Below are 26,483 nucleotides of genomic sequence, written 5' to 3' on the forward strand. Positions count from 1 at the left end.
TTTCGGGGTTAGTTCAGGAGAGCGAGCGAGAGACTTGGGAACAGCGACAGCAGCACCAGCGCGACGCAGCAGATCACGAAGAACGGCAGGGTGACGATGAACATCTTTCCTGGCTTGGCACCGGTCACTGCGGCTGCGACAAAGAAGCTCAGCCCCACCGGCGGCGACATCAGACCGAGCACCAGATTGACGACGACGACCACGCCGAAATGGCGCGGGTCGATGCCATAGACCTCGGTGGCGATGGGCAAGAGGATGGGCACGGTCATGATCAGGCCGGGGATTCCGTCGATCACGGTGCCTATGATCAAAAGGATCACATTGACCAGCAGCAAAAAGGTCACCGGGTCCTTGGCCACCGTCTGTATCCAGGCTGCTGCCGCCTGCGGCACCTTGCCGTAGATCAGCAGCCAGGAGAACACGGCAGCTGCCGCAACAAGGAACAGCACGATGGCCGAGTAGACCGCCGCGCGCAAGAGGATCGCAGGCAGCATTGCAAAGCGGAACTCGCGCGTCACATAGCGACCAATCAGGGCGGCGGCGACCGCGCCGACAGCCGCTGCCTCGGTCGGATTGGCGAAGCCGCCGAGAATGGAGCCGACGATCACGATGGGGATCAGCAGCGTCGGCGAGGCCGCGATGGCGCTGCGGGCGCGCTCGCGCAGGGTCTTGCGCTCGCTGCGCGGGTATTTGTAGATCAGGCCCATGCAGGCGATCACGACGAAGAACAGCAAGGTCAGCACGATGCCCGGAAGGATGCCGGCGGTCAGCATATCGCCGACCGCGACCTGGGCCAGCACGCTGTAGACCACGAACATCACCGAGGGCGGGATGATGGGACCCAGCATGCCGCCATAGACGGTGATGCCGGCCGCGAACGTCTTGTCATAGCCCGCCTTCTCCATCTCCGGCACCATGATCTTGGCCATGATGGCGACCTGGGCCGTGGCCGAGCCGATGATGGACGAGACCATCATGTTGGCAAGAATGTTGACATAGGCCAGGCCGCCGCGCACCGAGCCTACAAAGGCCATCGCCAGCTCGACAAGGCGGCGCGTGATGCCGCCGCTGCTCATGATCTCGCCGATCAGGATGAACAGCGGAATCGCGATCAGGCCGTAACTGTCGACCCCGCCAAACATCTGGCTGGGGAAGGATTGCAGCAGCACTGTGTTGCCATTGCTGTAGATATAGACAATGCCAGCCAGGCACAGGCATACGCCAATCGGCACGCCGACCAGCATCACGAAGAGGAAGAAAGCGCCGGTCAACATCTCAATTCACCGCCTCTTCGGCGTTGTGGAGGTCGAAACCCGCCACGGTCGCACGCGGCTGCAGGCCCAGGTCCTCGACCAGATTGGCCGCGGCATGCAGGCTGAAGCTCATGCCGAAGATCGGCAGGATCGACTGCACGATCCAGGTCGGCCAGTTCAGGGTCTGGGTGCGCTCGGTGTAGAGGAAGTTGAAGCTCTCTGCCGCATATTCCTTGGCATCGAAACCGTAGCGGGCGATGCCCACCGGGTCCATCCACAGCCAGCACATCGCCAACATCGCCAGCCCGAAGCACAGCACACCGAAGGTCGCTAAGGCCTTGAGCCAGCGCGTGTTGCGCTCGCCGAGATGGTCGGTCAGCAGGCTGACCGCGAAGTCCAGCCGCAGCCTAGTCATGGCCGAGGCGCCCACAAAGCAGAGCCAGACCACCAGATATACCGCCGCCTCGTCGACCCAGTAGATCGGCACGCCGCTGTAGCGGGTCACGACATTCAGCAATATCAACAGGGTTAGCCCGCCCATCAGGCCCATCAGGGCAAGGCGCTCGAGCTTCAGGACAGCGGCGGAGGCCTGCTGCACCCGGCGGGCCCAGAGGTGTCGCGGTGCAGCAGCGTCGTTCATCGTACGGACCTGGCTCTGATCAGGCCACCGAGCGGTACTGGGCCGGGCGCGTCGCCAGCGCCTTCTCGACCACGGCGGTGACGAAGGCGCGCTCCTCGCCGATCAGCGGTAGGCGGGGCCGGCGCATATGCTCGCTGCCCACACCCACCAGTGCATCGATCAGCTTCAGGTTCTGCACGAGCTTGTTGGAGACGTCCAGATGCAGCATCGGCGTCATCCACTGATACAGCTTCAGCGCCTCGGCCCACTGCCCGGCCTTCATCAGATCGAACAGCGCGACGGTCTCTCTCGGGAAGGCGCAGCCGACACCGGCCAGCAGGCCGTCGCAGCCCAGCGCCAGACCCTCATAGGCGAGATCGTCGACGCCGAGGAAGAGTTGGTAGCGCTCGCCCAGCGCATTGCGCAGATCGGTGATGCGGCGGATATCGCCGGTGCTTTCCTTGATCGCGGCGACCCACTTGCAGTCCGCCAGCTCCTGCATATGCTCGGGCTTCAGGTCGACGCGGTAGGCCACCGGGTTGTTGTAGACCATCACCGGCTTCTGCGCGGCCTCAGCCATTGTGCGCACGTTCAGCATCGCCTCGCGGGCGTCGGCCACATAGATGACCGAGGGCATCACCATATAGCCGGCCACGCCGAGCTTGTTCGCGCCCTCGATATAGCGCAGCGCCTCGCGGGTGCTGGTCTCCGAGACATTGGCCAGCACCGGCACCCGGCCGCCGGCAGCGTCCAGCGCGATGCGCGCCACCTCCAGCTTTTCTTCCAGGCTCAACGTGCTGGCCTCACCCAGCGAGCCGCAGGTGACGACACCATGGATGCCGTTGCGAATCTGGAAGTCGATATGGCGGGCCGTGCCCTCGGCGTCGATGCGTTCATCGGCGAAGAACTTGGTCGTGACGGCCGGGAAGATGCCGGTCCAGCGGGGTTGATGGCTCATGGCTGCTGCTCCTGTGTTGCTGCGTGTTCACTTGCTGTTGTTATTAATATATTTACAGCATTCTTAAAAAACATCAGCGTAAACCATTAGCCAGCCGCAAAACTCAGCCTGGCTGCGCGCGCAGCGCCCCGAACTGCGCCGCAGGCTCGGGGGCGCTCCAGCGCCAGGGCAGCACCGCCGCGCGCCAGACGGCTCTGTGCACCCGAAGGCGCAAGACGCGCTGCGCACCTGGCCAGCAGGCTCGCGCCGCCTCGTCGTCCCACAGCAGTTCCGCCTCGGCCTGCAACTGCAGCAGACCGCCGCCTTCGTAGTCGACAAATAGCAGGCCGGCCTGCGGAAAGAGGCTCAGATTGCCAAGGGTGTTGAAGAACTGATTGCCCGGGTAGTCGGGCAGGCTCAACACCAGACTGCCCGTCTCATCGTGAGCCAGCCGCACGAAGCCCGGCTCGCCGCCACGGTGCGAGACATCGACCCCCTGCTCGGACCCGCCCTCGGGCCGGCTCGCGGAAGCGCTGGCGATGAACAAGGTGTCGCTTCGCGCGATCAGAGCGCGGGCGGCGGCGTCCAGCCCAGGGCCCAACCAGACCGGCAGCGGCACCGTAACGCCCGGCGGCTGCGGCTCGGGCCGGCGTGCCTGGATGTATTTGGGGCAGTTGCCGAAGCTCTGCTCGACCGCCACCGCCAGACCTTGCTGCTTGTCGAAGGCGCGCACGCGGCCGTTCATCCGGTTGCGCCGCCTCGTGTGCGGCTCCAGGCCCAGCACACCCACAGGCGCGCCCGGGGCCAGCGCGGCCAGCGCCGGGTCGTCGGCATCGGGTGCAATAGCCAGGCGCATGGCGCGAGCGTCCGGCGTACTGACAAAGCCCGGCTGCCCGGCCAGCATCGTGGCCCAGGGCAAGCCCTGCGAATCAAGGCTGCCCAGCAGCAGGGTCGGCAGCTTCTCGAACAGCTCGCGGTGCTGGTCGGGCATGTGGTCGCGCAGCACCACCGGGGCGATCTCGGCCAGGCGCTCGCGCAGGCCGACCCGGTCTTGCAATGCCTGCTCACCGGCGTGGAAGGCGCCGGCTGCGGATGAGGGGGCGGCCATCACAGACGATCCGGCAACGCAATGAAACCGGGCAAGGCCTCGACCCGGGCCAGCCAGGCGCGTATGCGCGGATAAGGATCCAGCGCCAGCCCGCCCATCCCCGCTTGCGAGCTGTAGCTGTAGAGCGAGATATCGGCCAAGCTGGGCTCTGCACCCTCCAGCAGCCAGTCACGGTGCTCCAGCTCGGCCTCCATGAAGTCGAACAGATGGCGGCCCTGCACCAGGCTGCGCTCCTCGACCGGCCGACCGACCAGGCCCGCGAAGCGCGCGCTGGCGACGCCGTCCAGCCAGCTGGCGGCCAGACTGAACCAGCGCTGTAGCCGCGCCGCGCCCACCGGGCCGGGCGGCAGCCAGTGGCCGTCGGGGGCAAAGCGCAAGACCAGGTAGAGCAGGATGGCGTTGCTGTCGCTGAGTACCAGATCGCCATCCACCAGCACCGGCACCTGGCCCAGCGGGTTCAGCGCCAAGAACTCGGGCCGGCGCTGCTCGCCGGCCAGCAGGTCGACGTGGACGACTTCGTAGGTCAGGCCCAGCAGGCTCAGCATCAGCTCGACCCGGTGGCAATGGCCCGAAACGGGCAGGCGGTACAGACGCAGGGTTGGGGTGATCGTGGTCATCAAAGACTCCGTTGTGAGGAGGCTTGACCTTATCTATTGCCAATACCGTTTTGAATACCGATAGTTGGGCTTTCAGAATTACGAAACTCGAAATAATGGACCATTTGCAAAGCCTGCGCGCCTTTGTCGCCGTGGCTGATGCGGCCGGTTTTGCCGCCGCCGCGCGCCGCCTGAACTGCTCGCCGCCGGCAGTGACGCGGGCCATCGCAGCACTCGAGGGACGGCTGGGCGTACTGCTGATGCAGCGCAGCACCCGCTCGGTGCGGCTGACCGAGACCGGCGAGCGCTTTCTTCAGGACTGCCGCCGCATCCTGGCCGAGCTGGACGAGGCCGAGCGCGCAGCGGCCGGCGTGCAGGGCGAGGCCCAGGGCCTGCTGGCCATCACCGCGCCGCAAATGTTCGGCCGCCTGCATGTGGCGCCGCTGATCGCTGATTTTTTGCGCGCGCAACCGCGGGTGCAGTTGCGCAGCCTGTTCGTCGATCGCCTGGTCCATTTGCTCGACGAAGGCATCGATGTCGCGGTACGCATTGCCCACTTGCCCGACTCGGGCCTGACCGCACTGCCGGTGGGCAGTCTGCGGCGCCTGGTGGTGGGTTCGCCCGAGTATCTGGCCCGCGAGGGTCGGCCGCAGACTCCTCAAGACCTTGCACAGCATCAGGCCATCGGTTTTTCCTTCGATGCGCTGACGCCCAAGCCCTGGCGCTTTCGCGACGGCCAGGTGGTCCATCCGCGCGTCTCCTGGGTCAGCAATAACAACGAGGTCAGTATCGCCGCCGCCGAGGCCGGCCAGGGCCTGACGCGCTGCCTGGCCTACCAGGCGGCCGGTGGCCTGCGCGCCGGGAGGCTGTCCATCGTGTTGGCCGAGCATGAGCTGCCGCCAGTACCGGTGCACATCGTCTACCCTGCCGGACGGCGCGCGCCGGCCAAGGTACGCGCCTTTGTGGACTTCGCGCGCGAGCGGCTGGCCGCCGAGCCAGTACTGCGCGGCGAGGGGCTGGATCCCGACTAGCTCTTCGCGGTGGTTTTCTTTGCGGCGGCCTTCTTGGCCACTGGCACCTTGGCGGCGCGCGGCTCGAACTCGAACATCACCTTGCCCTCCTTCTTGTCATAAGCAAGGAAGGCCTTGAACTTACGGCGGGTCTTGTTCGAGACGAAGTTCTCCAGCAACTCAGTCTTACCCTCAGCCAGCAGCTTGCGCATCTGGCCCGTCTCGATCGGCTGCTGCAGGATGATCTTGCCGCTCTTGAAATCGCAGGTCACGGCCGCGCCGACGGCATGCTCGCAGACGTAATTGCTACCATGCTCATAGACATGGCCTTGGCACTTCGGGCAGGGGCCCAGCGATTCCTGGCCGCCAAAATCGACCGGCTCGCCGTCGCCCTCGGCCTTTTTGGCGTCTTCGCCAAAGTCGAACTCCAGCTTCCAGTTGGCGACTTCGTCGTCGTAGACAAGAGCCAGCTCGGCCGTGAAGGGCCAGCCGGCCTTGGAGCGAAAGCCCTCCAGCGGGCCGATCTTCTTGTCAGCAAGAAACTTTTCGACCTCGTGCAGCTCGAAGCTGCGGCCGCCCGGGATCTTGCCGATCGAGAAGCCGCAGCCCTCAGAAGCGCCGTCCTTGCCGGTGCAGGTGAAGCGGCGGTAGTTCTCCTTGACGATGCCGGCGCACTTTGGACACGGAGTCTTCAAGGTCGCATAGTCGCCGGGGATGGTGTCGCGGTCGTAGGACTTTGCCTTTTGCACGACCTTTTCGGTCATCGCAGCGATCTCGGCCATGAAGGCATCACGCTCCAGCCGGCCCTTCTCCATCTCGGAGAGCTTGAACTCCCAGTCGCCGGTCAGCTCAGGGCGGGTCAGCTCCTGCACATCCAGGCCGCGTAGCAAGGTCATCAGCTGGAAGGCCTTGGCCGTGGGGATCAGCTCGCGGCCCTCGCGCAGCATGTACTTCTCGGTCAGAAGGCCTTCGATGGTTGCAGCCCGCGTCGCTGGCGTGCCCAGGCCCTTCTCGGCCATGGCCTCGCGCAGCTCATCGTCGTCGATCAGCTTGCCCGCGCCTTCCATCGCCGACAGCAAGGTGGCTTCGGTATAGCGAGCCGGCGGCTTGGTCTGCAGCGCCTTGACGTCGACGCTCTCGGTCGCGACCAACTCGCCAGGGGCCACGGCCACCAGGTTGGCGTCGTCCTCCTGGACTTCCTTGCCATAGACGGCCAGCCAGCCCGGCTTGACCAGCACCTTGCCATTGGTCTGGAAGTTGAACTCCTTGCCTTGCGCTTTGACCGTCGAGATCCGCGTCGTCACCTGGAACTCGGCCGGCGGGAAGAACACCGCCAGAAAGCGCTTGACCACCAGGTCATACAGCTTGGCCTCGATCTCGGTCAGGCTCTTCGGCGCCTGCAAGGTGGGAATGATGGCGAAGTGGTCCGAGACCTTGGCGTTGTCGAAGACCTTCTTGGTGGGCTTGATATAGCCGTTCTTGATCGCGGTCTTGGCGTGCGCCGCCAGCTCGCGCAGCGGACCCGGCATGTCCTCGCTGGCGATCATCTCGGCGGTCTGCTTGGCCACGGCCAGATAGTCCTCGGGCAGGAAGCGCGAGTCGGTCCGCGGGTAGGTCAGCACCTTGTGCTTCTCGTACAGCGCCTGAGCGAGGCTCAAGGTGGTCTTGGCAGAAAAGCCGAAACGCGAATTGGCCTCGCGCTGCAAGGTGGTCAGGTCGTAGAGCCCGCCGCAACTGCTGGTGGTGGGCTTGCTCTCTTCCGTCACGCTAGCCGGCTGGCCCTGCACGGCGGCCGCAATCGCGTCGGCATCGGCCTTGTTCCAGAGCCGGTCGGCGCGCGCTTCGGCGTCCTCGCCCTTCTTGAACTTGGGATCGAACCACTTGCCCTCGTACTGGCCGGCGACGGCGTCAAACGTGCCGCGCACCTCCCAGTAGTCGCGGTAGACGTGCTTGCGGATCTTCTCCTCGCGCTCCACGACGATGGACAGCGTCGGCGTCTGAACCCGGCCCACCGTGGTCAGGAAGAAACCGCCATCGCGCGAGTTGAAGGCAGTCATCGCCCGTGTGCCGTTGATGCCCACCAGCCAGTCGGCCTCGGAGCGGCAACGCGCGGCATCGGCCAGCGGCAGCATCTGGGCATCGCTGCGCAGCTTGTCGAAGCCGTCACGGATGGCCTGGGGCGTCATCGACTGCAGCCACAGCCGGGTCACGGGCTTGGTGATCGCGGCCTTGGCTGTGCCGGCGTACTGAATGATCAGGCGGAAGATCAACTCACCCTCGCGGCCCGCGTCACAGGCGTTGATCAGGCTGGTGACGTCCTTGCGGCGTATCAGCTTGACCAGGGCATTGAGGCGGCCCTTACTCTTGTCGATCGGATTCAGATCGAAATGCGGCGGAATCACCGGCAGGTTGTTGAAGCTCCATTTGCCGCGCTTGACGTCGAACTCTTCTGGCGCCTTGATCTCGACCAGATGGCCGACCGCCGAGCTGACAACGTAATGCTCGTTCTCGAAGTACTCGTCGTACTTCTCGAACTTGCCCGACTGGGGCGTCAGCGCACGAACGATGTCCTGCGCAACACTCGGCTTCTCGGCAATGATCAGTGACTTGCTCATGGTTCTTTCTTTTGGCGGACCGCCGCGAGTATCGCTGGCAGCCTGCCTACAATCCGGCCTCGCGCACACGCACACGCGCGCACGCCCATGATTTCAATGTAACCAACTCGAACGATGACGCAAGCCGCAGCCAAGAAGCCCGCGCCCAAGAATCAGACCAGGCCCAAGGTCAAAGCCGGCCGCCGCATCCAAGTGCGCCGCTCCGGTGTGCACGGCCGTGGCGTCTACGCGATCGACTACATCCAGGCGGGAGAGACCCTGATCGAGTACACCGGCGAGCGCATCAGCTGGGACGAGGCGATGGACCGCCATCCCCACGACCCCAGCCAGCCCAACCACACCTTTTACTTCCACATCGAGACCGGAGAGGTCATCGACGCGCTGCACGGCGGCAACAGCTCGCGCTGGATCAACCACAGCTGCGAGCCCAATTGCGAAGCCGACGAGACCGACAACGGTCGCGTCTTCATCAAGGCGCTACGCGATCTGCTGCCCGGCGAGGAGCTGTTCTACGACTACGGCCTCGTGATCGACGAGCGCTACACGCCCAAGCTCAAAAAAGAATTCGCCTGTTATTGCGGCAGCGCCGACTGTCGTGGCACCATGCTCGCGCCTAAACGTAACAGCCAGCGTCACAACCAACGCAGCAGCACCTGAACATAGAGCCCATGGCCGAACATCAACAGTGGGGGGTTGAAGCCCTCTGGCAAGACCTGGAACCGCTGCTGCCGGGCATGAGCATCGAGGTGCTGGCTCGAGCCGAGTCGACCAACTCGGCCCTGCTGGAGCGGGTGCGCAGCGATGCCCGCCAATCGTTCGAGCCCAGCCCCTATGGTCGTCGCGCCCACGATCTGCAGCCCTGCCTGCTGGTGGCCGAGCACCAGACCCACGGCCGCGGCCGCATGGGCCGTAGCTGGCACGCCGGGCCTGGCGCCTCGCTGACCTTCTCGCTGGCCCTCCCGATGTCGCTGAGCGACTGGTCGGGGCTGTCGCTGGCGGTGGGCTGCGCGATCGCTGACGCGTTGGAGCCACCCACCGAAGCCACGCCGCGCCTGCAGCTGAAGTGGCCCAACGACATCTGGCTCGATGGCCGCAAGCTCGGCGGCATCTTGATCGAGACCGTGCCGGCCGCTGGCCAGCGCATGGTAGTGGTAGGCGTGGGCCTGAATGTCGGCGGCCAGCCGCCGGCCGCCGACGCCCAGTATCAAACCGGCTTTGCCTCGCTCGCCGAGCTGCAGCCGCAGCTCGATGCGCCAGCGGTGCTGGCGCAGGTGGCTCGGCCGCTGATCCAGGCCCTGCTGGACTTCCAGACCGGCGGCTTCGCTCCCTGGCAATCCGCCTATGCGCGGCGCGATCTGCTGCTAGGCCGTCACGTCACTGCCGGCGCGATGGAAGGTCTGGCCCAGGGCGTCAACGCCCAGGGCGAGTTGCAGTTGCAGACGGCCTCGGGCCTGCAGACGGTGGCAGGCGGCGAGATCAGCGTGCGCCTGGCCGCCGCGACTGACGAGGCCTCCTGAGCTCATGCTGAGAGTCCTGGTTCTCGCCCTGCTGCTGCTGAATCTGCTGTTCTTCGGCTGGAGCCAGGGCTGGCTCGACACCGCGCTGGGTCTTCGCGCCGGCGGCGAGGGCGAGCCCGAGCGCCTGCAGCTGGCCCAGCATGCAGACCGAGTCACCGTGATGTCGCCGCAGGCCATCAGTGCGATGCAAACGCGCAGCTGCCTGGAACTGGCGCCGCTGCCCGGCGACGATGCCTTGAAGGCGGCCCAGGCCGCGCTCGAACGCTTCGGCCTGGGCAGCAGCGACTGGCGGGTGCAGAGCAGCGATGTGCCTGGCCGCTGGGTGGTGGCCACCTACAAGTTCGAGTCGGGCGAGCAGCAGGCCCGCAAGGAAGAGGTCTTCAAGCGCCTGCGCCTGGCCTACGAGCAGCTGCCTGCCCCACAAGGCGAGCAGCCCAGCCTGGTGCTGAGCCAGCATGCCAGCGCCGAAGCCGCCGAGGCCGCGCTGGCCTCCTATGAAAAACGCGCGCTGCGCGGGCTGCGGGTGCTGCAGCTGCAGGCGCCAGGCCAGCTGCACAGCCTGCAGCTGCCCAGCGCCGATGGCAGCGTACAGACCCGTCTGCTGAACGCCAAAGACCCCGCGCTGGCGCCGGGCTTCAAGACCTGCCCGCCGGTGCCCGCCGTCTCAGCCGCCAGCGCGGCCTGACGGGCGCCCCCGCCGCAGCGTCAAGCTGGCCACACCCAGCCCCAGCAACCAGGCCAGGCTGCTGGCGCCGCCACCACTTCCTCCCCCATCGGTACTGGGTGCAGGTGCAGGTGCAGGTGCAGGTGCAGGTGTTGGTGTTGGTGTTGGTGTTGGTGTCGGCGTCGGTGTAGGTGTAGGTGCAGGCGTAGGTGCCGGCGGGGGCACGGCAGCCGCAACGGCAGCGCCTGCGTCCAGCATGCCGGCACCGCAGGTGCTGGTCGTGCAATAGCACTCCAGCTGCTCCCTGCTACTCGGTGCCTGGCAGCTCGCGGTGCCAGCGGTAGCGCCGGAGGTCGGGAACGGGCGCGCGGTCGAAGTGAGCAGATTGCGCACCTGGCTGGTGGTCAGCCCGGGCTGCAGACTGAGCATCAACGCCACCGTCCCGCTGACAAGCGGAGTCGAGAAGCTGGTGCCGACGCCGTTGATGTAGCTGTTGTCGGCCGCCACCGGGCCTTGAGTACCGCTATTGCCGGTGCTGTAGAGCGGATACAGGCAGGGTCCGGTCGCATTGCCATTGGCATCAACGTTGACGCAGTTGCCACCTGGCGCACTGAGTGTGACCTGGGGTCCAAGGCTGGAGAAACCGACCTTGGAGCCGACATGGCGCAGGCCGGCCACGGTGACGACGCCGGCGCAGCTGCCCGGCGCGCCGACCGCCTGACCCGCCGAATTGCCGGCCGCCGCAACCACCACCACGTTGCGGGCCGTGGCCTCGGCAATCACTTGGGGGTAGAAGGTCCCACAGCTGGCACCGCCGCCCAGGCTCAGATTAAGCACCCGAGCCGGGTTCGGATTGCTCGGCACGCCCGGCACATCGACGCCCATGGCCCAGCGCATGCCAGCCATGATCTCAGAGTCAAAGCCACCGCACTTGCCCAGCACCCGCACCGGCAGCACCTTGGCGCCCCAGGCCACACCGGCCATGCCCAGGCCGTTGTTGCTGACGGCCGCGATCAGGCCGGCGACGCGCGTGCCGTGCCAGGAGCTGTTGCCCACGTCATCGCTGGTGCAGTCGTTGCCGAAGGCGCCGGCATTGACATCGGCCTGGGTCACCCAGTCACCGGGATCGGAGGCATCGCTGTCATGGCCATTGCCGTCATTCGCGAAAGCCAGGCCCTGAGCCGTGGGCGCCTGGTTGTTGTTATAGGCAACAAAGTCATAGCCGCCGATCAGATTGGCCGCCAGGTCAGGATGATCCTTGCGCACGCCGGTGTCGAGCACGGCAACGACGATGGCCCCGCTGCCGGTCGTGCGATCCCAGGCGGTCGGCGCATTGATGCCGGAGACGATCTCGCCGGCCGGCGGCTTGAGATACCACTGCCCGGCCGCCGGCCCGGACCCGGCCACGGTCGCATACGCTGGATCATTGGGCACCAGACTGTGGCGGCGCAGATGATCGATCTCGACCAGCTCCACCTCCGGGTCTGCCGCCAGTCGCCGCGCCAGTTCGGCCGAGCTCAGCCCCTGGGCGCGCACCACCTGGGTCCGGGCATCCAGGCTCAGGCCGGCGCGCAGTCCGCCCCGGGCCGCCAGCCCAGTGCGCAGCGCCAGCGCATGGGCGCGCTGCCCAGCCAGATCGGCCACCTCGGCAGCGGCCGCGCGGGCAGCCATCGGCTTGGCCAGCACCGACGGCGCAGCCGCCCTGAACCGCACGATGACGCGGGCCTGTGTCTCGCTGCTTGCGTTTGCAGTGGTTGTCGCGGCCGACAGGCCGATCGGCAAGCCGGCCAAGCCCAGACTCAGGGCCAGCAAAGAGGGACGGAACACGGGGCTGCGTAGGCGCTTCATGGTTTGACCCATCCTGGGCTCAGATACGCCCACCGGGCGCGATCAACGCAGTTTAGAGGGCAGACCTTTGCGTCCGTGTGTAAACAAACGCAAAACCACCCAGGTGTTCGGACGACCAATCAAAAAGGCCCTGCCAGTCGCCGGGCAAGGCCTTGATCCAAGGGGAGGGGGTGCTTATTTCGAAATCACGCGCACCATCTCGAGCACCTTGTTCGAGTAGCCCCACTCGTTGTCATACCAGGCCACCAGCTTGACGAAAGTGGAGTCCAGCGCGATGCCGGCGTCGGCGTCGAAGATCGAGGTGCGGGCGTCGCCGCGGAAGTCGGTGGCCACCACCTTGTCTTCGGTATAGCCCAGCACGCCCTTGAGCGCGCCTTGCGACTGTGCCTTGAACTCGGCGCAGATCTCCTTGTAGCTCGCCTCGCTGTTCAGCTCGACGGTCAGATCCACCACCGAAACGTCCGAGGTCGGCACGCGGAAGCTCATGCCGGTCAGCTTCTTGTTGAGCTCGGGGATCACGACGCCGACGGCCTTGGCCGCGCCGGTGCTCGACGGGATGATGTTCTCCAGGATGCCGCGGCCGCCGCGCCAGTCCTTGTTGCTCGGGCCGTCGACGGTCTTCTGGGTCGCGGTGGCGGCGTGCACCGTGGTCATCAGGCCGCGCTTGATGCCCCACTTGTCGTTGAGCACCTTGGCCAGCGGGGCCAGGCAGTTGGTCGTGCAGGAGGCGTTCGAGATGATGGCCTGGCCGGCGTAGGTCTTGTCATTGACGCCGAACACGAACATCGGCGTGTCGTCCTTGCTCGGGGCCGAGAACACCACTTTCTTGGCACCGGCGGTCAGATGCTTCTCGCCGCTGGCCTTATCCAGGAACAGACCGGTAGCCTCGACGACGATGTCGGCACCGACTTCGTTCCACTTCAGGTTGGACGGATCACGCTCCTGCGTCAGGCGGATCTTCTTGCCGTTGACGACCAGGGTGTTGCCGTCGACCGAGACCTCGCCTTCGAACTTGCCATGCACGCTGTCGTACTTCAGCATGTAAGCCAGGTAGTCGGGCTCCAGCAGGTCGTTGATGCCGACGACTTCAATGTCCTTGAAGTTGGCGATGGCGGCGCGGAACACCATGCGGCCGATGCGGCCGAAGCCGTTGATACCGATCTTGATCGTCATGAGGAGTTGCTCCTGGTCAGGTTGGCGAGGGTTGTGGTTGAAGGTTCAAACGGCCGCAGGGCACATCGATCTGCACGGTCTGCCCGAACAGATCATTGGCTTGCTCATCGTTGGCAAAGCTCAGCTGGCGCTCCTTGAGCCAACTCAAGAAGGGCAAGCGGTTGGGGTCGCGCGGACTGCCCACCCGGACTTCATTGGGAAGGTACGGGCCGTAAGAGGTGTAGTCCACCTTGAATGGGCAATTCATCGTCGTGAAGTCGAAGTCGGCCTGAAGTTGCCTTGCGCCCTGGGTCATACCCAGGAACTCGGCCAGGCTGAAGGCCTCGCGCTTGAGCACGTAGCGACGCGCACCCGGCGGTGAAAAGCTGAACTGCTGGCGCATGCCCTGGACGTTCTCGCTGCCGCTGCGGCAGGGCATGCGGAACTCAGCCACATACTCCCGCACCATGCGTTCGATGCTGGTCGATGCGGTCGAATGAATGACTTTGACCTCGGGTGCCTGCTTGCCGTCGCCGGCAAACGTGGCCGCGACCACCACATGCTCCACGCTGCGACTCAGCATCCTCGGCGACTCCAGTTCGCGCCTTGGCATCACGACACAAAACTCCGGGCCTGGGTCAGCCTTCATCGGCAGCGGCGCCCGGTCGGTATTTCTGAAGTGGAACTCCTGGACCGCGCTGACCGTGCCGTCCTCGGGGCGAAGACAGGGCAGGCGATAGTCGGCCAGATGCGAGAACACCACGTCCTGCATGTCCTCTCTGGCCGTGTTGGCCAGCACCTGCACACGCGGTTTGGCATCCGGCTTGTCGAAATGAAGCAGCACGCGAAGTAGGCCATGGCCGAGATCGAAACGATGCTGTTCTGGATAGCGCGGCACCTTGTCGGGACGCTGCAAACAACTCAAGGACCGCGCCGGCGACGCCGGCGTGATGTCAGTCTGTGCATGCGTCATCAGGACTGACCCGCCAAGCAGGCTCGCCACGATTGCCGCACGCCCGAATCCCATGGTTTTTTGCTGGTGATTCAAGTGCTCCTCCCTGTGTCAAAGCTCGCTGACTATTTGCGCGCCTTCAGTCGCGCCACACCCAGCGCCACCTTGACGGTATCCACCACGTTCTCGGGCGTGAAGCCGAAATGCTTGAACAGCACCGGCGCCGGGGCCGACTCGCCGTAGCTATCGATGCCGACGACGGCGGCGACGCCGTACTTCCACCAGCCATCGCTGACACCCATTTCCACCGCGACGCGCGGTAGGCCCTCGGGCAGCACGGCCTTTTTGTACTTGGCGTCCTGGCGGTCGAACACCGTGGTCGAGGGCATGGAGACCACGCGCACTGCGATGCCCTCGGCGGCCAGCGAGGCCTGGGCATGCAGGGCCAGTTGCACCTCTGAGCCGGTGGCGATGATGACGCCCTGGGCCTTCTTCTTCAGGCCGACTTGCGCCGGCTCGCTCAACACGTAGCCGCCCTTGCTGATCTCGTCCAGATTGGCCTTGGGCGCATAGGGCAGGTTCTGACGGCTCAGCGCCAGCACACTGGGGCGGGTGGCATTGCCGATAGCCATGGTCCAGGCCACGGCGGTCTCGGTGGTATCGGCCGGGCGCCAGACATCCAGGCCCGGGATCAGGCGCAGCGAGGCCACATGCTCGATGCTCTGGTGGGTCGGGCCGTCTTCGCCCAGGCCAATCGAGTCGTGCGTGAACACATGGATGACGCGCTGCTTCATCAGCGCGGCCATGCGGATCGCGTTGCGGCTGTAGTCACTGAAGGTCAGGAAGGTGCCGCCGTAGGGGATGTAGCCGCCATGCAACGCGATGCCATTCATGATGGCGGCCATGCCGAACTCGCGCACGCCGTAATTGATGTGGCGGCCACCGTTACTCGAACCATCCGCTTCCAGGCGGAAGGCCGGCGTGCTCTTGGTGTTGGTCAGGTTGGAGCCGGTCAGGTCGGCGCTGCCGCCCAGCAGCTCCGGCACGGCGGCGGTGAAGGCCTCCAGCGCCAGCTGGCTGGCCTTTCGGCTGGCGACCGTCTCGCCCTTGGTGTGGGCGGCCACCACCGCGTCAACCGCGGTCTGTGCGAAGTTGGCCGGCAGCACGCCGGCCATGCGGCGCTGGAATTCGGCAGCCAGCTCGGGGTGGGCCGTCGCATAGGCGTCGAAACGCTCGTCCCAGGCCTGCTCCAGCACGGCGCCGTTGGCCTTGGCATCCCAGTCGGCATAAACCTCCGCCGGCACAACGAAGGGCTCGTGCGTCCACCCCAACGCCTCGCGGGTCAGCTTGATCTCGTCGCCGCCCAGCGGCTCGCCGTGGGCCTTGGCGGTGTTGGCACGGTTGGGCGAGCCCTTGCCAATATGGGTCTTCGCGATGATCAGCGAGGGCATGTCAGTGCTCATCTTGGCCAACGCGATCGCAGCGTCGACCGCATCGACATCATGGCCGTCGACCGGGCCGATGACGTTCCAGCCATAGGCCTCGAAACGCTGAGCGGTGTTGTCGATGAACCAGGGGGCGACCTGGCCGTCGATCGAGATGCCGTTGTCGTCGTAGATCGCGATCAGCTTGTTCAGCTTCCAAGCGCCGGCCAGCGCGCAGGCCTCATGGCTGATGCCCTCCATCAGGCAGCCGTCGCCCAGGAAGGCGTAGGTGTGGTGGTCCACCACCGCATAGCCATCGCGGTTGAATTCTTTGGCAAGCATCTTCTCAGCAAGCGCCAAGCCAACGGCATTCGTGATGCCCTGGCCCAGCGGGCCGGTGGTGGTCTCGATGCCGGGGGTGATGCCCACCTCGGGGTGGCCCGGGGTCTTGCTGTGCAGTTGGCGGAAGGCCTTCAGCTCGGCCATCGGCAGCTCGTAGCCCGTCAGGTGCAGCAGTGCATAGATCAGCATCGAACCATGACCGTTGCTCAGCACGAAGCGGTCCCGGTCGGCCCATTGCGGGTTCGCCGGGTTGTGGCGCAGATGGCGGCTCCACAGCGCGACAGCGATATCGGCCATGCCCATCGGGGCGCCGGGGTGGCCCGAATTGGCTTGCTGCACGGCGTCCATGGCCAGTGCGCGAATGGCGTTGGCCATCAAAGTGGGGTTGCTTGCAGCAGTTTGAGCCATGGTGGGTGCGGGCGGAGTTGCGAGTAAACCCGGGATTTTACTTGGCCGCCGACCCCACCCCGGCTTGACCCACAGCAAGGCCTCGCGACGCCCGAGCTGGCACGCTGAGCCATGCACTGCCGGAGACACCAATGACCGCACTGACGCTTCGCATCATCCGCGACGAACACCATGCTCTGGCAGCGATGCTGCGCACGATTCCGCTGCTGCTGGCCCAGCACCGGCAGCAGGCAAGCCTGCCCGATTTCAACGCGCTGCGCGCGATGCTGTTCTATGTCGATGAGTTTCCCGAGCGACTGCATCACCCAAAGGAAACCGAGCTGCTTTTTCCCAAGCTGCGGGCGCGGGCGCCGCAGTCGCGCGAGCTGCTGGACCGGCTCGATGTGGACCATGGCCGCGGCGAACGTGCGGTGCGCGAGCTGCAGCACCTGCTGCTGGCCTTCGAGCTGCTCGGCGAGCCGCGCCGCGCCGCCTTCGAGCAGGCCGCCCAGCGCTATGTCGACGCCTATCTGCAGCACATGGCGCTGGAGGAGCGCGAGGTGTTGCCGCTGGCCGAGCAGGTGCTCGGCCCCGAGGACTGGGCCGAGCTCGACGAGGCCTTTGGCTGCAACCGCGACCCGCTGACCGGTCACGTACCGCAGGCAGAGTACCAGGCCTTGTTCACCCGCATCCTGAACCTGGTGCCCGCGCCGCTGGGCTTGGGGCCTGCGGACTGAGGTTTGACGGCGCACCCTACACTTCCGCCCCATGCGAGCCATCATCCTCGCGGCCGGGCGCGGCGAGCGCATGCGGCCGCTGACCGACACCATCCCGAAGCCGCTGCTGAGCGTGCGCGGCAAGCCGCTGATCGTCTGGCACATCGAGGCCCTGGCCGCTGCCGGCGTGCGCAATATCGTGATCAACACGGCCTGGCTGGCCGAGCAATTCCCGGCCACACTGGGCGACGGCCGCGCCTGGGGCCTGCGCCTGCATTACTCGGTCGAGGACCAGGCGCTGGAGACCGCCGGCGGCATCGCCAAGGCCCTGCCGCTGCTGACGGCCGATGGCGACGACGCCTTCTGGGTGGTCTCGGCCGACGTCTTCCTGCCGGAGTTCAGCTTCGATGCCGAGCAGGCCCGTCGCTTTGCCGATGGCCCGAAGCTGGCCCATCTGTGGATGGTGGCCAACAGTCCGCATCACCCCGACGGCGACTTCGCGATCAGCGACTCGGGCCTGGCCGCCAACGCGGGCGGGCCGCGCCACACCTGGTCTTGCATCGGCCTGTACCGCGCCGAGATGTTCGCCGGTATCAGCCCGGGCTCGCGCGCGCGGCTGCGGCCCTATCTGGACGCCGGCATCGCCGCCGGCCGCATCAGCGCCGAGTTCTACTCTGGGCCCTGGACCGATGTGGGCACGGTAGCGCGGCTGGACACCTTGAACCGCAACGCCTGAGCCACGCCGGCCATGGACGTCCGCACGCTTTTTCTAGCCCAGACCTGCGCACTGCTGGCCAGCGCCGCAATGCTGTGGATCGCGCGCGGCGAGGCGGACCGGCGCAACGGCCTGCGCCTGTGGATGCTAGCCGTCGCCGGTCAAGGCCTGGCCTACGCGCTGCTGTCCAACGCCGGCCGCCTGCCCAGCCTATTGAGCGCCGGACTGGGCAATGCGCTGGGCGCCGTCAGCGTGGCACTGTTCCATGCGGCGATCCGCCAGTTTCTTGGCCAGGCCATGCACCGGACCGGGCTGGTGCTGATGGCCTTGATGGTGCTTGCGGTGATGGCGGTGGCGCTGACGGCAGCTGCCGACTATGCGCAATCGACCATCTTCAACGGCTTCGCCTACGGCCTGGTGCAGCTGCTCAATGCCTGGCTGCTCTGGCGCAGCCCGGCGCCTGCCCTCAGAGGGGTGCAGCGCGTGGTCGCGGGCTTTTATTTATTGATGGGCCTGCTGCTGCCGCTGCGCGCCGCCGCGCTGCTGCTCCAGCAGGGCCAGGGACGCGACTATCTGAACGTGCCCGCCGACTGGCAGGCGCCGCTATTCCTGTTCGGATTTTTGTTCATCATCGTGACCACGCTGGGATTTCTGCAGATGTGCAAAATGCAGGCCGAGGCCGAGGTGCGGCAGCAAGCCCATAGCGACGGACTGACCGGCCTGCCCAACCGGCGGGCCCTCGACGAAGTGGTGGCCGCCGCGATCGAGCGCGCGCAGTCCTTTGCGCTGCTGATGGTCGATCTGGATCATTTCAAGGCCATTAACGACAGCTTCGGCCACCATGCCGGCGACGCGGCGCTTGCCGACTTCGCCGCGGGCCTGCGCGACAGCCTGGCCGCTGGCGAGCAGGGCTTCCGCTGGGGTGGCGAAGAGTTCTGCGTGCTGCTGCCGGCCAGCGATGCCGGGGCGGCGCTGGCGCGGGCTAGGCAGCTGCATCAGCAGATGGCACGGCCGCCCCAGGGGGAGCTTCCGGCGTTGCGCTGCAGCCTGGGGCTGACCCTGTGGCAGCCGGGCGACTCGGCCGACACACTCTTCAGACGCGCCGACCGGGCGCTCTACCGGGCCAAGTCAGCCGGCCGCGACCGCGTCGAAGCCGGCTGAGGTCTGCAGTGCCAGCTCGCCGCTGGCCAGCCACTCGGCCGCTGGTCGCGGCCGCAAGACCTGATCCTCGCAAAGCCCCAGCACGCCCACCCAGCGGTCCCGGCCGGCACGCTTGGCCGCATACAGCGCTGCATCGGCCAAACCGACCGTGGCCGCCCAGCTGAGCGCAAGCGGCTGGCGCGGGCAGAGCGGGAAGCAGGCAAAGCCCAGCGAGGCGCTGCGCGCGAGCAGGCGGCCATCGTCAAGCACAAAAGGCCGGCCGGCGACGGCCTGACGGGCGCGCTCGGCCAGCTCGGCGGCGTGCGCGCGCGTGCTGGCCCGCGCCACGATCAGAAACTCCTCGCCGCCCCAGCGCACCAGATAGTCCGACTCGCGGAACACCGGCCGCAACCGCTCGCGCATCTGGCTCAGCACCGCATCGCCGGCCGCATGGCCGTACTGGTCGTTGACCTGCTTGAACTCGTCGATATCGAGCAGGAAGAAAATCAGCTCCTCCAGGGGTGCCGGCGGGACGCCCGCTGCCTCATGGCGGCGCAGCACCATGGCCACATCGGCATCGATGTGCTGGGTCAGGAAGCGGCGGTTGCGCAGGCCGGTCAGCGGATCGGTCATGCTGCTGTCCTGCAAGGCTTGGCTTAGCGCCTGCAGCTCCGCCGTGCGCTCGCCGACCCGCCGCTCCAGCGCCGCCTGGCGCCGGCGCAGCACCCGGGTGCGCAGTTGGACCACGGCCCAAAGCAAGGCCAGCCCCGCCAGCACGGCCAGCGCGCGAAACCACGCCTGCTGCCACCAGGCCGGCAGCACGGTAACCGGCAGGCTCAGCGTGTGCGGGCTCCAGATTCCGGCGCGATTGGTCGCGCGAGCCTGCAGCACATAGTCGCCGGGGGCCAGATTTCCGTAGCTGGCCACGCGCAGCGCCGCATCGGTGTGGACCCAGTCCGCGTCGAAGCCCTGCAGCCGGTAGGCATAGACACTTCGACCGGGGTCGCTGTAGTCCAGCGCGGCAAACTCGATGCTGAAGCCGCGCTCGCCCGGCAGCAGGCTCAGGCCCTGCTGTGGGTCCGCCAGGCTGCGCCGCTGTCCATCGACACGCAGCTCCGTCACCACCAGCGGCGGCGCATAGCGCCAGCCGTCGAAGGCGCCGGGCGTCACGACCAGCAGGCCCTTGCTGCCGCCGAACAGCAGCCGACCATCAGCCAGCTTCACATAAGCGCGGAACCAGCCGGTGCCGAAGTCGGCGCCGTCGGCGGCGCCCAGTTCGTCGATGCGGTCCAGGCTGCGGTCGTAGACATGGCGCTGGCTCCAGATGCGGCCACGCTCATCCTCCAGCAGATTGGCGCCAAAAGCCTGGCCGCCGCGCCCCAGCCGCGCACTGACGCGCTCGAAGCCGGCCTCCTGCCCGTCCCAGGATGCCAGCCGGTGCAAGCCGCTGGCGGTGTCGACCCACAGGCGCTGCTCACGATCCAGCAGCAGGCCGACCACCGAGGGGTGGCTCAGCTCGGCGCCCAGGCGAGCCGCCACAGGCCGCAACCCGGTCTCGCCCGGCACGCGCTGGAACAGCCCCTTCTCGGTGCCCACCCAGAGCCGGCCATCCTCGGCCTCGGCAAGGCCATTGATGTCGCCGCTGAGCGGGCCACCGCCCTGCAGGGCAAGCCGCTCGACCTTCCCGTCGAGGTGGCGGAACAGGCCGTCCTGCGTGCCTATCCAGAGCGCCCCGTGACGGCCGGCCAGCAGGCGCCGGACCCGGCCCTCGCCGGCCTGCAGGCGCGCGCGGATGCGGCGCTGCGCGTCGAGCTGGTACAGGCCGGCATCGCTGGCCACCCAGACCGCGCCGTCGCGGGTCTGGGCCAGCGCACCGATGCGGCCATTGCCCAGGCCGCCTGGCCCTGGCCGCAGGGCACCGATCAGGCGCAGCTGACTGTCCATGATGGCCACGCCGCGCTCGCCAGTGCCGACCCAGATCTCGCCGTTGGCCAGCTGCAGCAAGCTGCGTGCGCTCGGCTCGGCAAACACCCCGCCCTGCCCCAGGTCCGAACGCCGCACCCATATGCTGGTGTTGGCCGGGTTGTGGCGCTGTAGGCCGCCGCCATAGCTGCCGGCCCAAACCCAGCCGGCCCGGTCCACAAGCAGGGCGCGCACCTCGTTGCTGGCCAGGCCCGCCGTGTGCTCGGGCTGGTGGCGGATCAGACGCAGCAGCGCGCCGTCGAGGCCGCGCTGCTCAATGCCGCCGCCCCGGCCCACCCAGACTTGGCCGGGCAGGGCCTCGGCAAAGCTGTGCACGCTGCTGGCCACCGCGCTGCTGGGCGGCAGCAGCAGGGCCGTCCCATCGCCGGGCTCGACCAGGGCCAGACGCCCTTGCTGGGTGCCAGCCCAGATGCGGCCATCGCGTGCCTGGTATAGCGCTGAGACGATCTGGCCGGTCAGCGCCGGCGCCACCCGCTCGAAGCGCGCTGCGCCGGCCCGGCGCCGGCTCAGGCCCGTCCAGCCGCCCACCCAGAGGCTGCCGTCGCGGTCCACCAGCAAGGCCTGCACCCGGCCGTCCTCCAGACCCGCCTGGCCCTGGGCGATGTGCGAGAAGCGGCCGGTGGCGGGGTCGTAGCGGTCCAGGCCATGGCCGATGGTGCCTACCCAGATCGCACCGTCGCGGTCCTCGGCCAGGGCCCGCAAGGTGCCCGGCGACACGCTGCCGGCGTCGTCGCTGCGGTGCTGGAACAGGGTGCTGCGATGGCTGCGCGGGTCGTGCACTGCCAGGCCGTCCGACTCCGTACCTATCCACAGACGGCCATCACGCGCCAGCATGAGCGTGCGCACAAAGCCCAGCGCCGGCGCCGGCTGGCCCGGTGCCGCCAGGCTTTGCAGCAGGCGGAAGTTGTAGCCATCATGGCGAACCAGGCCGGCGCCCGTGCCTATCCACAAAAAGCCGGCTGGGTCCTGCACCAGGGCCGAGACCACGCTCTGTGGCACCGAGTTGGCATCACCGACGCTGTCAAAGCGCGGCTGCGCCAGCGCAGAGTGCGCCCGGGCAGGCGGGCCGGCCAACAGCAACCACAGGCTGAGAAGCAGGCAGAGGAACAGGCTGGAGGGCGCACGCATCAGGCTCCATGCTAATCAAAGCCATGCAGGCCGATCCGCAGGTCAGCGGCGCGCTTGCCGGCCATTCCTGTGCCGAGCGCGGCAGCGCTAGGCCCAGCTGCGCACGACAGGCAGCTCGGCCAGCCATGCAGCCGGATCGGCCGCCCCGGCACGCACCGCTTGGGCATCGAGCCCAGCGGGCGCCGCCAGTACGCCGGCCCAGCCGTCGCGGCCATGGGTCTTGGCTTGGTAGAGCGCTGCGTCGGCCAAGGCCAGGGTGGCGGCCCAGTCGAGCGCGCGCGGGAGGGCCGGCTGCAGCGGGAAGGCGGCAAAGCCGATCGAGCAGCTACCCGACAGCGGCCCGCCATCATCCAGCACGAAGGGCGTCTGAGCTACCACTTGCCGGGCCCGCTCAGCCAGCGCCGGCGCATTACTGCGGGCGCTCCCGCGCGCGACGATCAGAAACTCCTCACCGCCCCAGCGCACCAGGAAATCGGCCTCGCGAAACACCGCCTCCAGCCGCGCACGCATCTGGCGCAGCACCGCGTCGCCGGCGGCATGGCCGAGGCGGTCGTTGATGCCCTTGAAGTGATCGAGGTCGAGCAGGAAGAACAGGAGATCGCCGTCCTGTGGCGGCTCTTGGCCCTGGCGCTGGGCCTCCTCGTGCTGGCGCTGCACCAGGGCCACCTCGCCCTCGATGTGCTGTGCCAGGAAGCGGCGGTTGTGCAGGCCGGTCAGCGGATCGGTCAGGCTGGCCTGCTCTAGCGCCTCGCTCTTGCGGCGCAGTTCAGCGCTGACATGCTCCAGCGCCTCGGTACGCTCGCGTACCCGGGCCTCCAACTCGCGCTGGCGGCGCTGCAGAAAACGGGTGCGCAGCTGCACCACGGCGAGCATCGCCAGTGCCAGCAGGCCCGCGCCGAGCATCCGTCCCCACCAGCTCTGCCACCAAGCCGGGCGCTGCACCAGTGGAAGGCTCAGCTCATGCGGGCTCCAGACGCCGGCCCGATTGCTGCCCTGCACGCGCAGCCGGTACTCGCCCGGCGCAAGGCCGCTCAAGCTGATGAGCCGGTAGCCGGCCTCCAGCGGCAACCAGTCTTCAGCGCGCGCATCGGCACCCGGGCCTTCCAGCCGGTAGCGGTAGCGATTGCTCTGCGGGCTGCTGAAGTCCAGCGCGGCAAACTCGGCATTCAGTGCCTGGCCCGCCTCCAGCACCAGCCGCTGCTCGGGCCCACCGAGCGCGACGCGCTGGCCGTCGACGCGCAGCGCGCTGAAGGCCAGCCGCGGCGCATAGTTCCAGGGCTTGAAACGCGACGGCTCCACCACCAGCAGCCCGCTGCTTCCGCCGAAGAGCATGCGGCCATCGGACAGCGCCGCGTAGGAACGAAACCAGCCCGTGCCCAGATCGCTGCCGTCCTGCGGCTTGAGCGCGTAGTGCCGGCCTTGCTGTGGGTCGAACACGGCGCTGTGGGTCCACAGCCGGCCCTGGGCGTCGGCCAGCAGATTGGCACCGAAGGTGTGGCCGCCAAAGCCGTGGCGCGCAGCTACCGCATCGATGGAGGCGCCCGGGCTGCGCCAGTCCGGCAGCCGGTGCAGCCCGGCGTTGGTGTCGATCCAGAGCTGCTCGCTGGCGTCCAACAGCAGGCCCAGCACCGCCGCGCGCGGCAGCTCTGCCACCGCCTCTGCCAGCCATGTCGCGCCCGGCGCCTGGCGGTAAAGCCCGAATTCGCTGCCCACCCAGAGCGCGCCATCGGGCGTCAACAGCAGGCTGTTGATGTTGCCACCCAGTGCACGGCCCTCGGCCTGCTCGACGGGGCTTAGTACGCCGTTCGCGTCGCGCCGGAACAGCCCGTCCTCGGTCCCTATCCAGAGCTGGCCGGCCGGCCCGGTCAGCAGGCGGCGGATGCGGCCACGCCCCACAGTCTGGCTGCCCAGCAGGCGGCGCGAAGCACTGAACTGGTAGAGCCGCGCATCGCTACCGACCCAGATGCGGCCGTCCGCCGCCTCGGCAATGGCGCCCACCAGGCTGCCCGAGAGCCCACCGGGGCTGGGCGCGATGCGGGCCTGCGGGCGCAACTGCGCGTCCAGCACCGCCACACCTTGCTCGGCCAGGCCCAGCCATATCTCGCCGCTGCGCAGCTGGGTCACGCTGCGCACATCGGCCTCCAGCACGCTGCCATCGGCCAGCTCGAACTGGCGCAGCACGCTCAGGCCCATATCGGTGGCGTTGTGGCGCTGCAGGCCGCCGCCAAAGCTGCCCACCCAGAGCCAGCCGGCTTCGTCGCGCAACAACGCGGCGACGCTGCTGGAGCGTAGACCCCAGGGCTTGCGTATATCGCGCTTGAGCAGCTGCAGCAGCGCGCCGTCCTCGGCGCGGCGTCGCTCGATGCCGGTGTTTCGGCCCAGCCAGATCTCGCCCGGGGGCAGAGCGGCGAAGGCGTAGTAGGCACTGCGGCCACCATCGCCCCGGTCGACCCAGCGGCCCGCTCCCGAGCTGGGGTCGATGTGCAAGAGGTCGCCGCCGCGCGTGCCGACCCAGATCCTGCCGTCCTGCGTCTGGCCCAACAAGGTGATCACCTGGCCGGCCAGGCCGTCCTCAGCCGGGTCGGAGAACACCGGCTCGCAGCGCTCGGCCGTGCGCCGGCAACGCGCGAGCCCATTCCAGGTGCCGACCCAGAGGTCGCCGCCGGCATCCACCAACAGCGCATGGATGCGCTCGTCGGGCAGACCCTGGGCCCGGCCGTAGCGGGCGGCCGGCCGCCGAGCAGCGTCGGAATCGGCCCCTGACACAGTATCAGGGGCGGCATCAAAGCGCAGCAGCCCGCCGCCCTGGGTGCCGGCCCAGACTCGGCCGGCGCTGTCCTGGATCAAGGCCCGCACCGTGGCGCCCTCGCTGGGCAGCTCGCTCCAGCGCTCCCGCGCCGGATCGTAGCGGGCCAGGCCGGCGCCGTCGGTGCCGAGCCACAGACTGCCGTCACGAGCAGCCAGTAGGCTGCGCACAAAGCGGGTGCCGTGCTCGCCGCGTCCGGCGGAGGGCATTGCGATGGCACGCAACTCATAGCCGTCATAACGCAGCAGGCCGGCGCTGCTGCCGACCCATAGCAGACCGCCGCTGTCCTGCACCAACGCGCTGACCACTTCGGGCCCACGCCCCGACTCGCCGACGCCCTCGAAACGTGGCTCCGCCAGCAAGCGCTGATCGGCCCAGGCCGGCAAGGCGCAGAGCAAGGCGAGGAGGAGCGCGATCACTGAAACCATGTGACCGCCATGCTAGCCGAGTCGATCTAGCGGGCCAGCGGCTTGGCGATCGTGTCGATGCGGGCCAGCAACTCGGGCGTCAACTTCGGCGTAACCGCCAGCGCGCCGAGGTTGTCCTGCAGCTGGCTGAGTTTGCTGGCGCCCAAGATAACGGTGGAGACGCGCGGGTTCTTGTTGACCCAGGCCAGGGCCAGCTGGGCCATCGTGCAGCCCAGCTCGGCGGCAATGACTCCCAGCGCGGACACGGCCTGGTTCTTCACCGGGTCCTGCAGTTGCTCGCGCATCCAGGCCATGCTTTCCAGCGAGCCTCGGCTGCCCTCCGGGATGCCGTTCTTGTACTTGCCGGTAAGCAGGCCCGAGGCCAGCGGGCTCCAGGTCGTCAAGCCAAGGCCGAGGTCCTCGTACAGGCGGGCATACTCAGTCTCGACACGCTGGCGGTGGAACAAATGGTACTGAGGCTGCTCCATCACCGGCTTGTGCAGATGGTGGCGTTCAGCGATCTCGTAGGCGGCGCGGATCTCGTCGGCGCTCCACTCGCTGGTGCCCCAGTACAGCGCCTTGCCCTGCTTGATGATGTCGCTCATCGCCCAGACCGTCTCCTCAATCGGCGTGTGCGGGTCGGGGCGGTGGCAATAGATCAGGTCGACGAAGTCCAGCTGCATGCGCGCCAGCGAACCGTCGATGGCCTGCATAAGGTATTTGCGGTTCAGCGTGTCCTGGCGGTTCGGCAGTCGAGGCTCGCCGGCGGGCGCGCGCTCCATGCCCCAGAAGAATTTGGTCGAGACCAGATAGTTCAGCCGCGGCCATTTCAGCGCCTTCAGCGCCGCGCCCATCACGACCTCGCTCTCGCCCTTGGCATAGACCTCGGCGTTGTCGAAGAAGTTGATACCGGCATCGAAGGCGGCGGCCAGCATCTCGGTGGCGGCCTTGGTGTCGACCTGGTTGTGATAGGTGACCCAGGAGCCCAGGGACAACTCGGAGACTTGCAGGCCGCTGCGGCCCAGACGACGGTATTGCATGGTGTGCTGAATACAGAAAGTGAGCGGACGGGCGCCAGCGTAGCGCAGTGCGCGTCATCTTGCTGACGCGGTCGCGACTTGGTCCTGTCATCGCGACTGCGAAGAATGCATTGTTTTCCGTGAG

The 26,483-nt window shown here is 67.4% G+C and carries 20 protein-coding genes; 7 read left to right on the forward strand and 13 right to left on the reverse strand.

Annotated elements, in window-relative coordinates; genetic code table 11:
- Positions 1–8: 8 nt before the first annotated feature.
- The 5 genes from OOZ63_RS23655 to OOZ63_RS23675 all read right to left on the reverse strand — a co-directional run bounded on the left by OOZ63_RS23655 (position 9) and on the right by OOZ63_RS23675 (position 4,534).
- Complete coding sequence (locus OOZ63_RS23655; protein WP_266008103.1) at positions 9–1,274, reverse strand: TRAP transporter large permease; 1,266 nt, start codon at positions 1,272–1,274, stop codon at positions 9–11.
- 1 nt (position 1,275) lies between these two features.
- Complete coding sequence (locus OOZ63_RS23660) at positions 1,276–1,893, reverse strand: TRAP transporter small permease (RefSeq protein ID WP_266008104.1); 618 nt, start codon at positions 1,891–1,893, stop codon at positions 1,276–1,278.
- Positions 1,894–1,912: 19 nt separating this feature from the next.
- Positions 1,913–2,830 carry a dihydrodipicolinate synthase family protein gene (locus OOZ63_RS23665; RefSeq protein ID WP_266008105.1) on the reverse strand — a complete coding sequence of 306 codons (918 nt, stop codon included), beginning with the start codon at positions 2,828–2,830 and terminating at the stop codon, positions 1,913–1,915.
- 103 nt (positions 2,831–2,933) lie between these two features.
- Positions 2,934–3,917 carry a pyridoxamine 5'-phosphate oxidase family protein gene (locus OOZ63_RS23670; protein WP_266008106.1) on the reverse strand — a complete coding sequence of 328 codons (984 nt, stop codon included), beginning with the start codon at positions 3,915–3,917 and terminating at the stop codon, positions 2,934–2,936.
- The gene (locus OOZ63_RS23675) at positions 3,917–4,534 is read right to left on the reverse strand and encodes a glutathione S-transferase family protein (RefSeq protein ID WP_266008107.1); all 618 of its coding nucleotides are present in this window, start codon (positions 4,532–4,534) and stop codon (positions 3,917–3,919) included. Before OOZ63_RS23675 ends, OOZ63_RS23670 begins: the two co-directional genes overlap by 1 nt.
- Positions 4,535–4,629: 95 nt before the next feature.
- On the opposite strand from OOZ63_RS23675, the gene OOZ63_RS23680 reads away from it, so the two are divergent.
- A complete protein-coding gene (locus OOZ63_RS23680; protein WP_266008108.1) occupies positions 4,630–5,544 on the forward strand; it encodes a LysR substrate-binding domain-containing protein in 915 nt (304 codons plus the stop codon).
- On the opposite strand, the gene OOZ63_RS23685 is transcribed toward OOZ63_RS23680, so the two are convergent.
- Positions 5,541–8,138, reverse strand: coding sequence for a DNA topoisomerase III (locus OOZ63_RS23685; RefSeq protein ID WP_266008109.1), 2,598 nt, complete (start codon positions 8,136–8,138; stop codon positions 5,541–5,543). The two genes, OOZ63_RS23680 and OOZ63_RS23685, sit on opposite strands and share 4 nt — an antisense overlap.
- A gap of 114 nt (positions 8,139–8,252) precedes the next feature.
- On the opposite strand from OOZ63_RS23685, the gene OOZ63_RS23690 reads away from it, so the two are divergent.
- The 3 genes from OOZ63_RS23690 to OOZ63_RS23700 are packed head-to-tail and all read left to right on the forward strand — an operon-like array spanning position 8,253 to position 10,340.
- Complete coding sequence (locus OOZ63_RS23690; protein WP_266008110.1) at positions 8,253–8,795, forward strand: SET domain-containing protein; 543 nt, start codon at positions 8,253–8,255, stop codon at positions 8,793–8,795.
- A gap of 11 nt (positions 8,796–8,806) precedes the next feature.
- The gene (locus tag OOZ63_RS23695) at positions 8,807–9,655 is read left to right on the forward strand and encodes a biotin--[acetyl-CoA-carboxylase] ligase (protein ID WP_266008111.1); all 849 of its coding nucleotides are present in this window, start codon (positions 8,807–8,809) and stop codon (positions 9,653–9,655) included.
- Between the two features lie 4 nt (positions 9,656–9,659).
- Complete coding sequence (locus OOZ63_RS23700; RefSeq protein WP_266008112.1) at positions 9,660–10,340, forward strand: hypothetical protein; 681 nt, start codon at positions 9,660–9,662, stop codon at positions 10,338–10,340.
- Here the strand turns inward: OOZ63_RS23700 and OOZ63_RS23705 are convergent.
- The 4 genes from OOZ63_RS23705 to tkt all read right to left on the reverse strand — a co-directional run bounded on the left by OOZ63_RS23705 (position 10,320) and on the right by tkt (position 16,445).
- Positions 10,320–12,167: a S8 family peptidase gene (locus OOZ63_RS23705; protein ID WP_266008113.1), complete on the reverse strand. Its 1,848-nt coding sequence runs from the start codon at positions 12,165–12,167 to the stop codon at positions 10,320–10,322. The genes OOZ63_RS23700 and OOZ63_RS23705 overlap by 21 nt on opposite strands.
- A 174-nt stretch (positions 12,168–12,341) precedes the next feature.
- Positions 12,342–13,340, reverse strand: a complete 999-nt coding sequence (gene gap, locus OOZ63_RS23710) for a type I glyceraldehyde-3-phosphate dehydrogenase (protein WP_266008114.1) — start codon at positions 13,338–13,340, stop codon at positions 12,342–12,344.
- A 16-nt stretch (positions 13,341–13,356) separates the two neighbouring features.
- Positions 13,357–14,292, reverse strand: a complete 936-nt coding sequence (locus OOZ63_RS23715; protein ID WP_266008115.1) for a hypothetical protein — start codon at positions 14,290–14,292, stop codon at positions 13,357–13,359.
- A 104-nt stretch (positions 14,293–14,396) separates the two neighbouring features.
- Positions 14,397–16,445 carry a transketolase gene (tkt, locus tag OOZ63_RS23720; protein WP_416234776.1) on the reverse strand — a complete coding sequence of 683 codons (2,049 nt, stop codon included), beginning with the start codon at positions 16,443–16,445 and terminating at the stop codon, positions 14,397–14,399.
- 131 nt (positions 16,446–16,576) lie between these two features.
- Between tkt and OOZ63_RS23725 the strand changes: the two genes are divergently transcribed.
- Genes OOZ63_RS23725 through OOZ63_RS23735 form a run of 3 tightly spaced genes read left to right on the forward strand, consistent with a single transcriptional unit; the run spans position 16,577 to position 19,016 of the window.
- A complete protein-coding gene (locus OOZ63_RS23725) occupies positions 16,577–17,161 on the forward strand; it encodes a hemerythrin domain-containing protein (RefSeq protein WP_266008117.1) in 585 nt (194 codons plus the stop codon).
- A gap of 31 nt (positions 17,162–17,192) precedes the next feature.
- Complete coding sequence (gene murU, locus OOZ63_RS23730) at positions 17,193–17,876, forward strand: N-acetylmuramate alpha-1-phosphate uridylyltransferase MurU (protein ID WP_266008118.1); 684 nt, start codon at positions 17,193–17,195, stop codon at positions 17,874–17,876.
- Between the two features lie 12 nt (positions 17,877–17,888).
- Complete coding sequence (locus OOZ63_RS23735; RefSeq protein WP_266008119.1) at positions 17,889–19,016, forward strand: sensor domain-containing diguanylate cyclase; 1,128 nt, start codon at positions 17,889–17,891, stop codon at positions 19,014–19,016.
- On the opposite strand, the gene OOZ63_RS23740 is transcribed toward OOZ63_RS23735, so the two are convergent.
- The 3 genes from OOZ63_RS23740 to OOZ63_RS23750 form a co-directional block, all read right to left on the reverse strand.
- Positions 18,984–22,106, reverse strand: a complete 3,123-nt coding sequence (locus OOZ63_RS23740) for a ligand-binding sensor domain-containing diguanylate cyclase (protein ID WP_266008120.1) — start codon at positions 22,104–22,106, stop codon at positions 18,984–18,986. The genes OOZ63_RS23735 and OOZ63_RS23740 overlap by 33 nt on opposite strands.
- A gap of 87 nt (positions 22,107–22,193) precedes the next feature.
- Positions 22,194–25,340 carry a ligand-binding sensor domain-containing diguanylate cyclase gene (locus OOZ63_RS23745; protein WP_266008121.1) on the reverse strand — a complete coding sequence of 1,049 codons (3,147 nt, stop codon included), beginning with the start codon at positions 25,338–25,340 and terminating at the stop codon, positions 22,194–22,196.
- A 26-nt stretch (positions 25,341–25,366) separates the two neighbouring features.
- Positions 25,367–26,359 (reverse strand): potassium channel beta subunit family protein, encoded by a 993-nt coding sequence (locus OOZ63_RS23750; RefSeq protein WP_266008122.1) that lies wholly within the window; start codon positions 26,357–26,359, stop codon positions 25,367–25,369.
- Positions 26,360–26,483: the final 124 nt, after the last annotated feature.

Origin of the sequence: Paucibacter sp. PLA-PC-4 (assembly GCF_026241155.1) — a bacterium.
Classification (GTDB): Bacteria; Pseudomonadota; Gammaproteobacteria; order Burkholderiales; family Burkholderiaceae_C; genus Roseateles_E.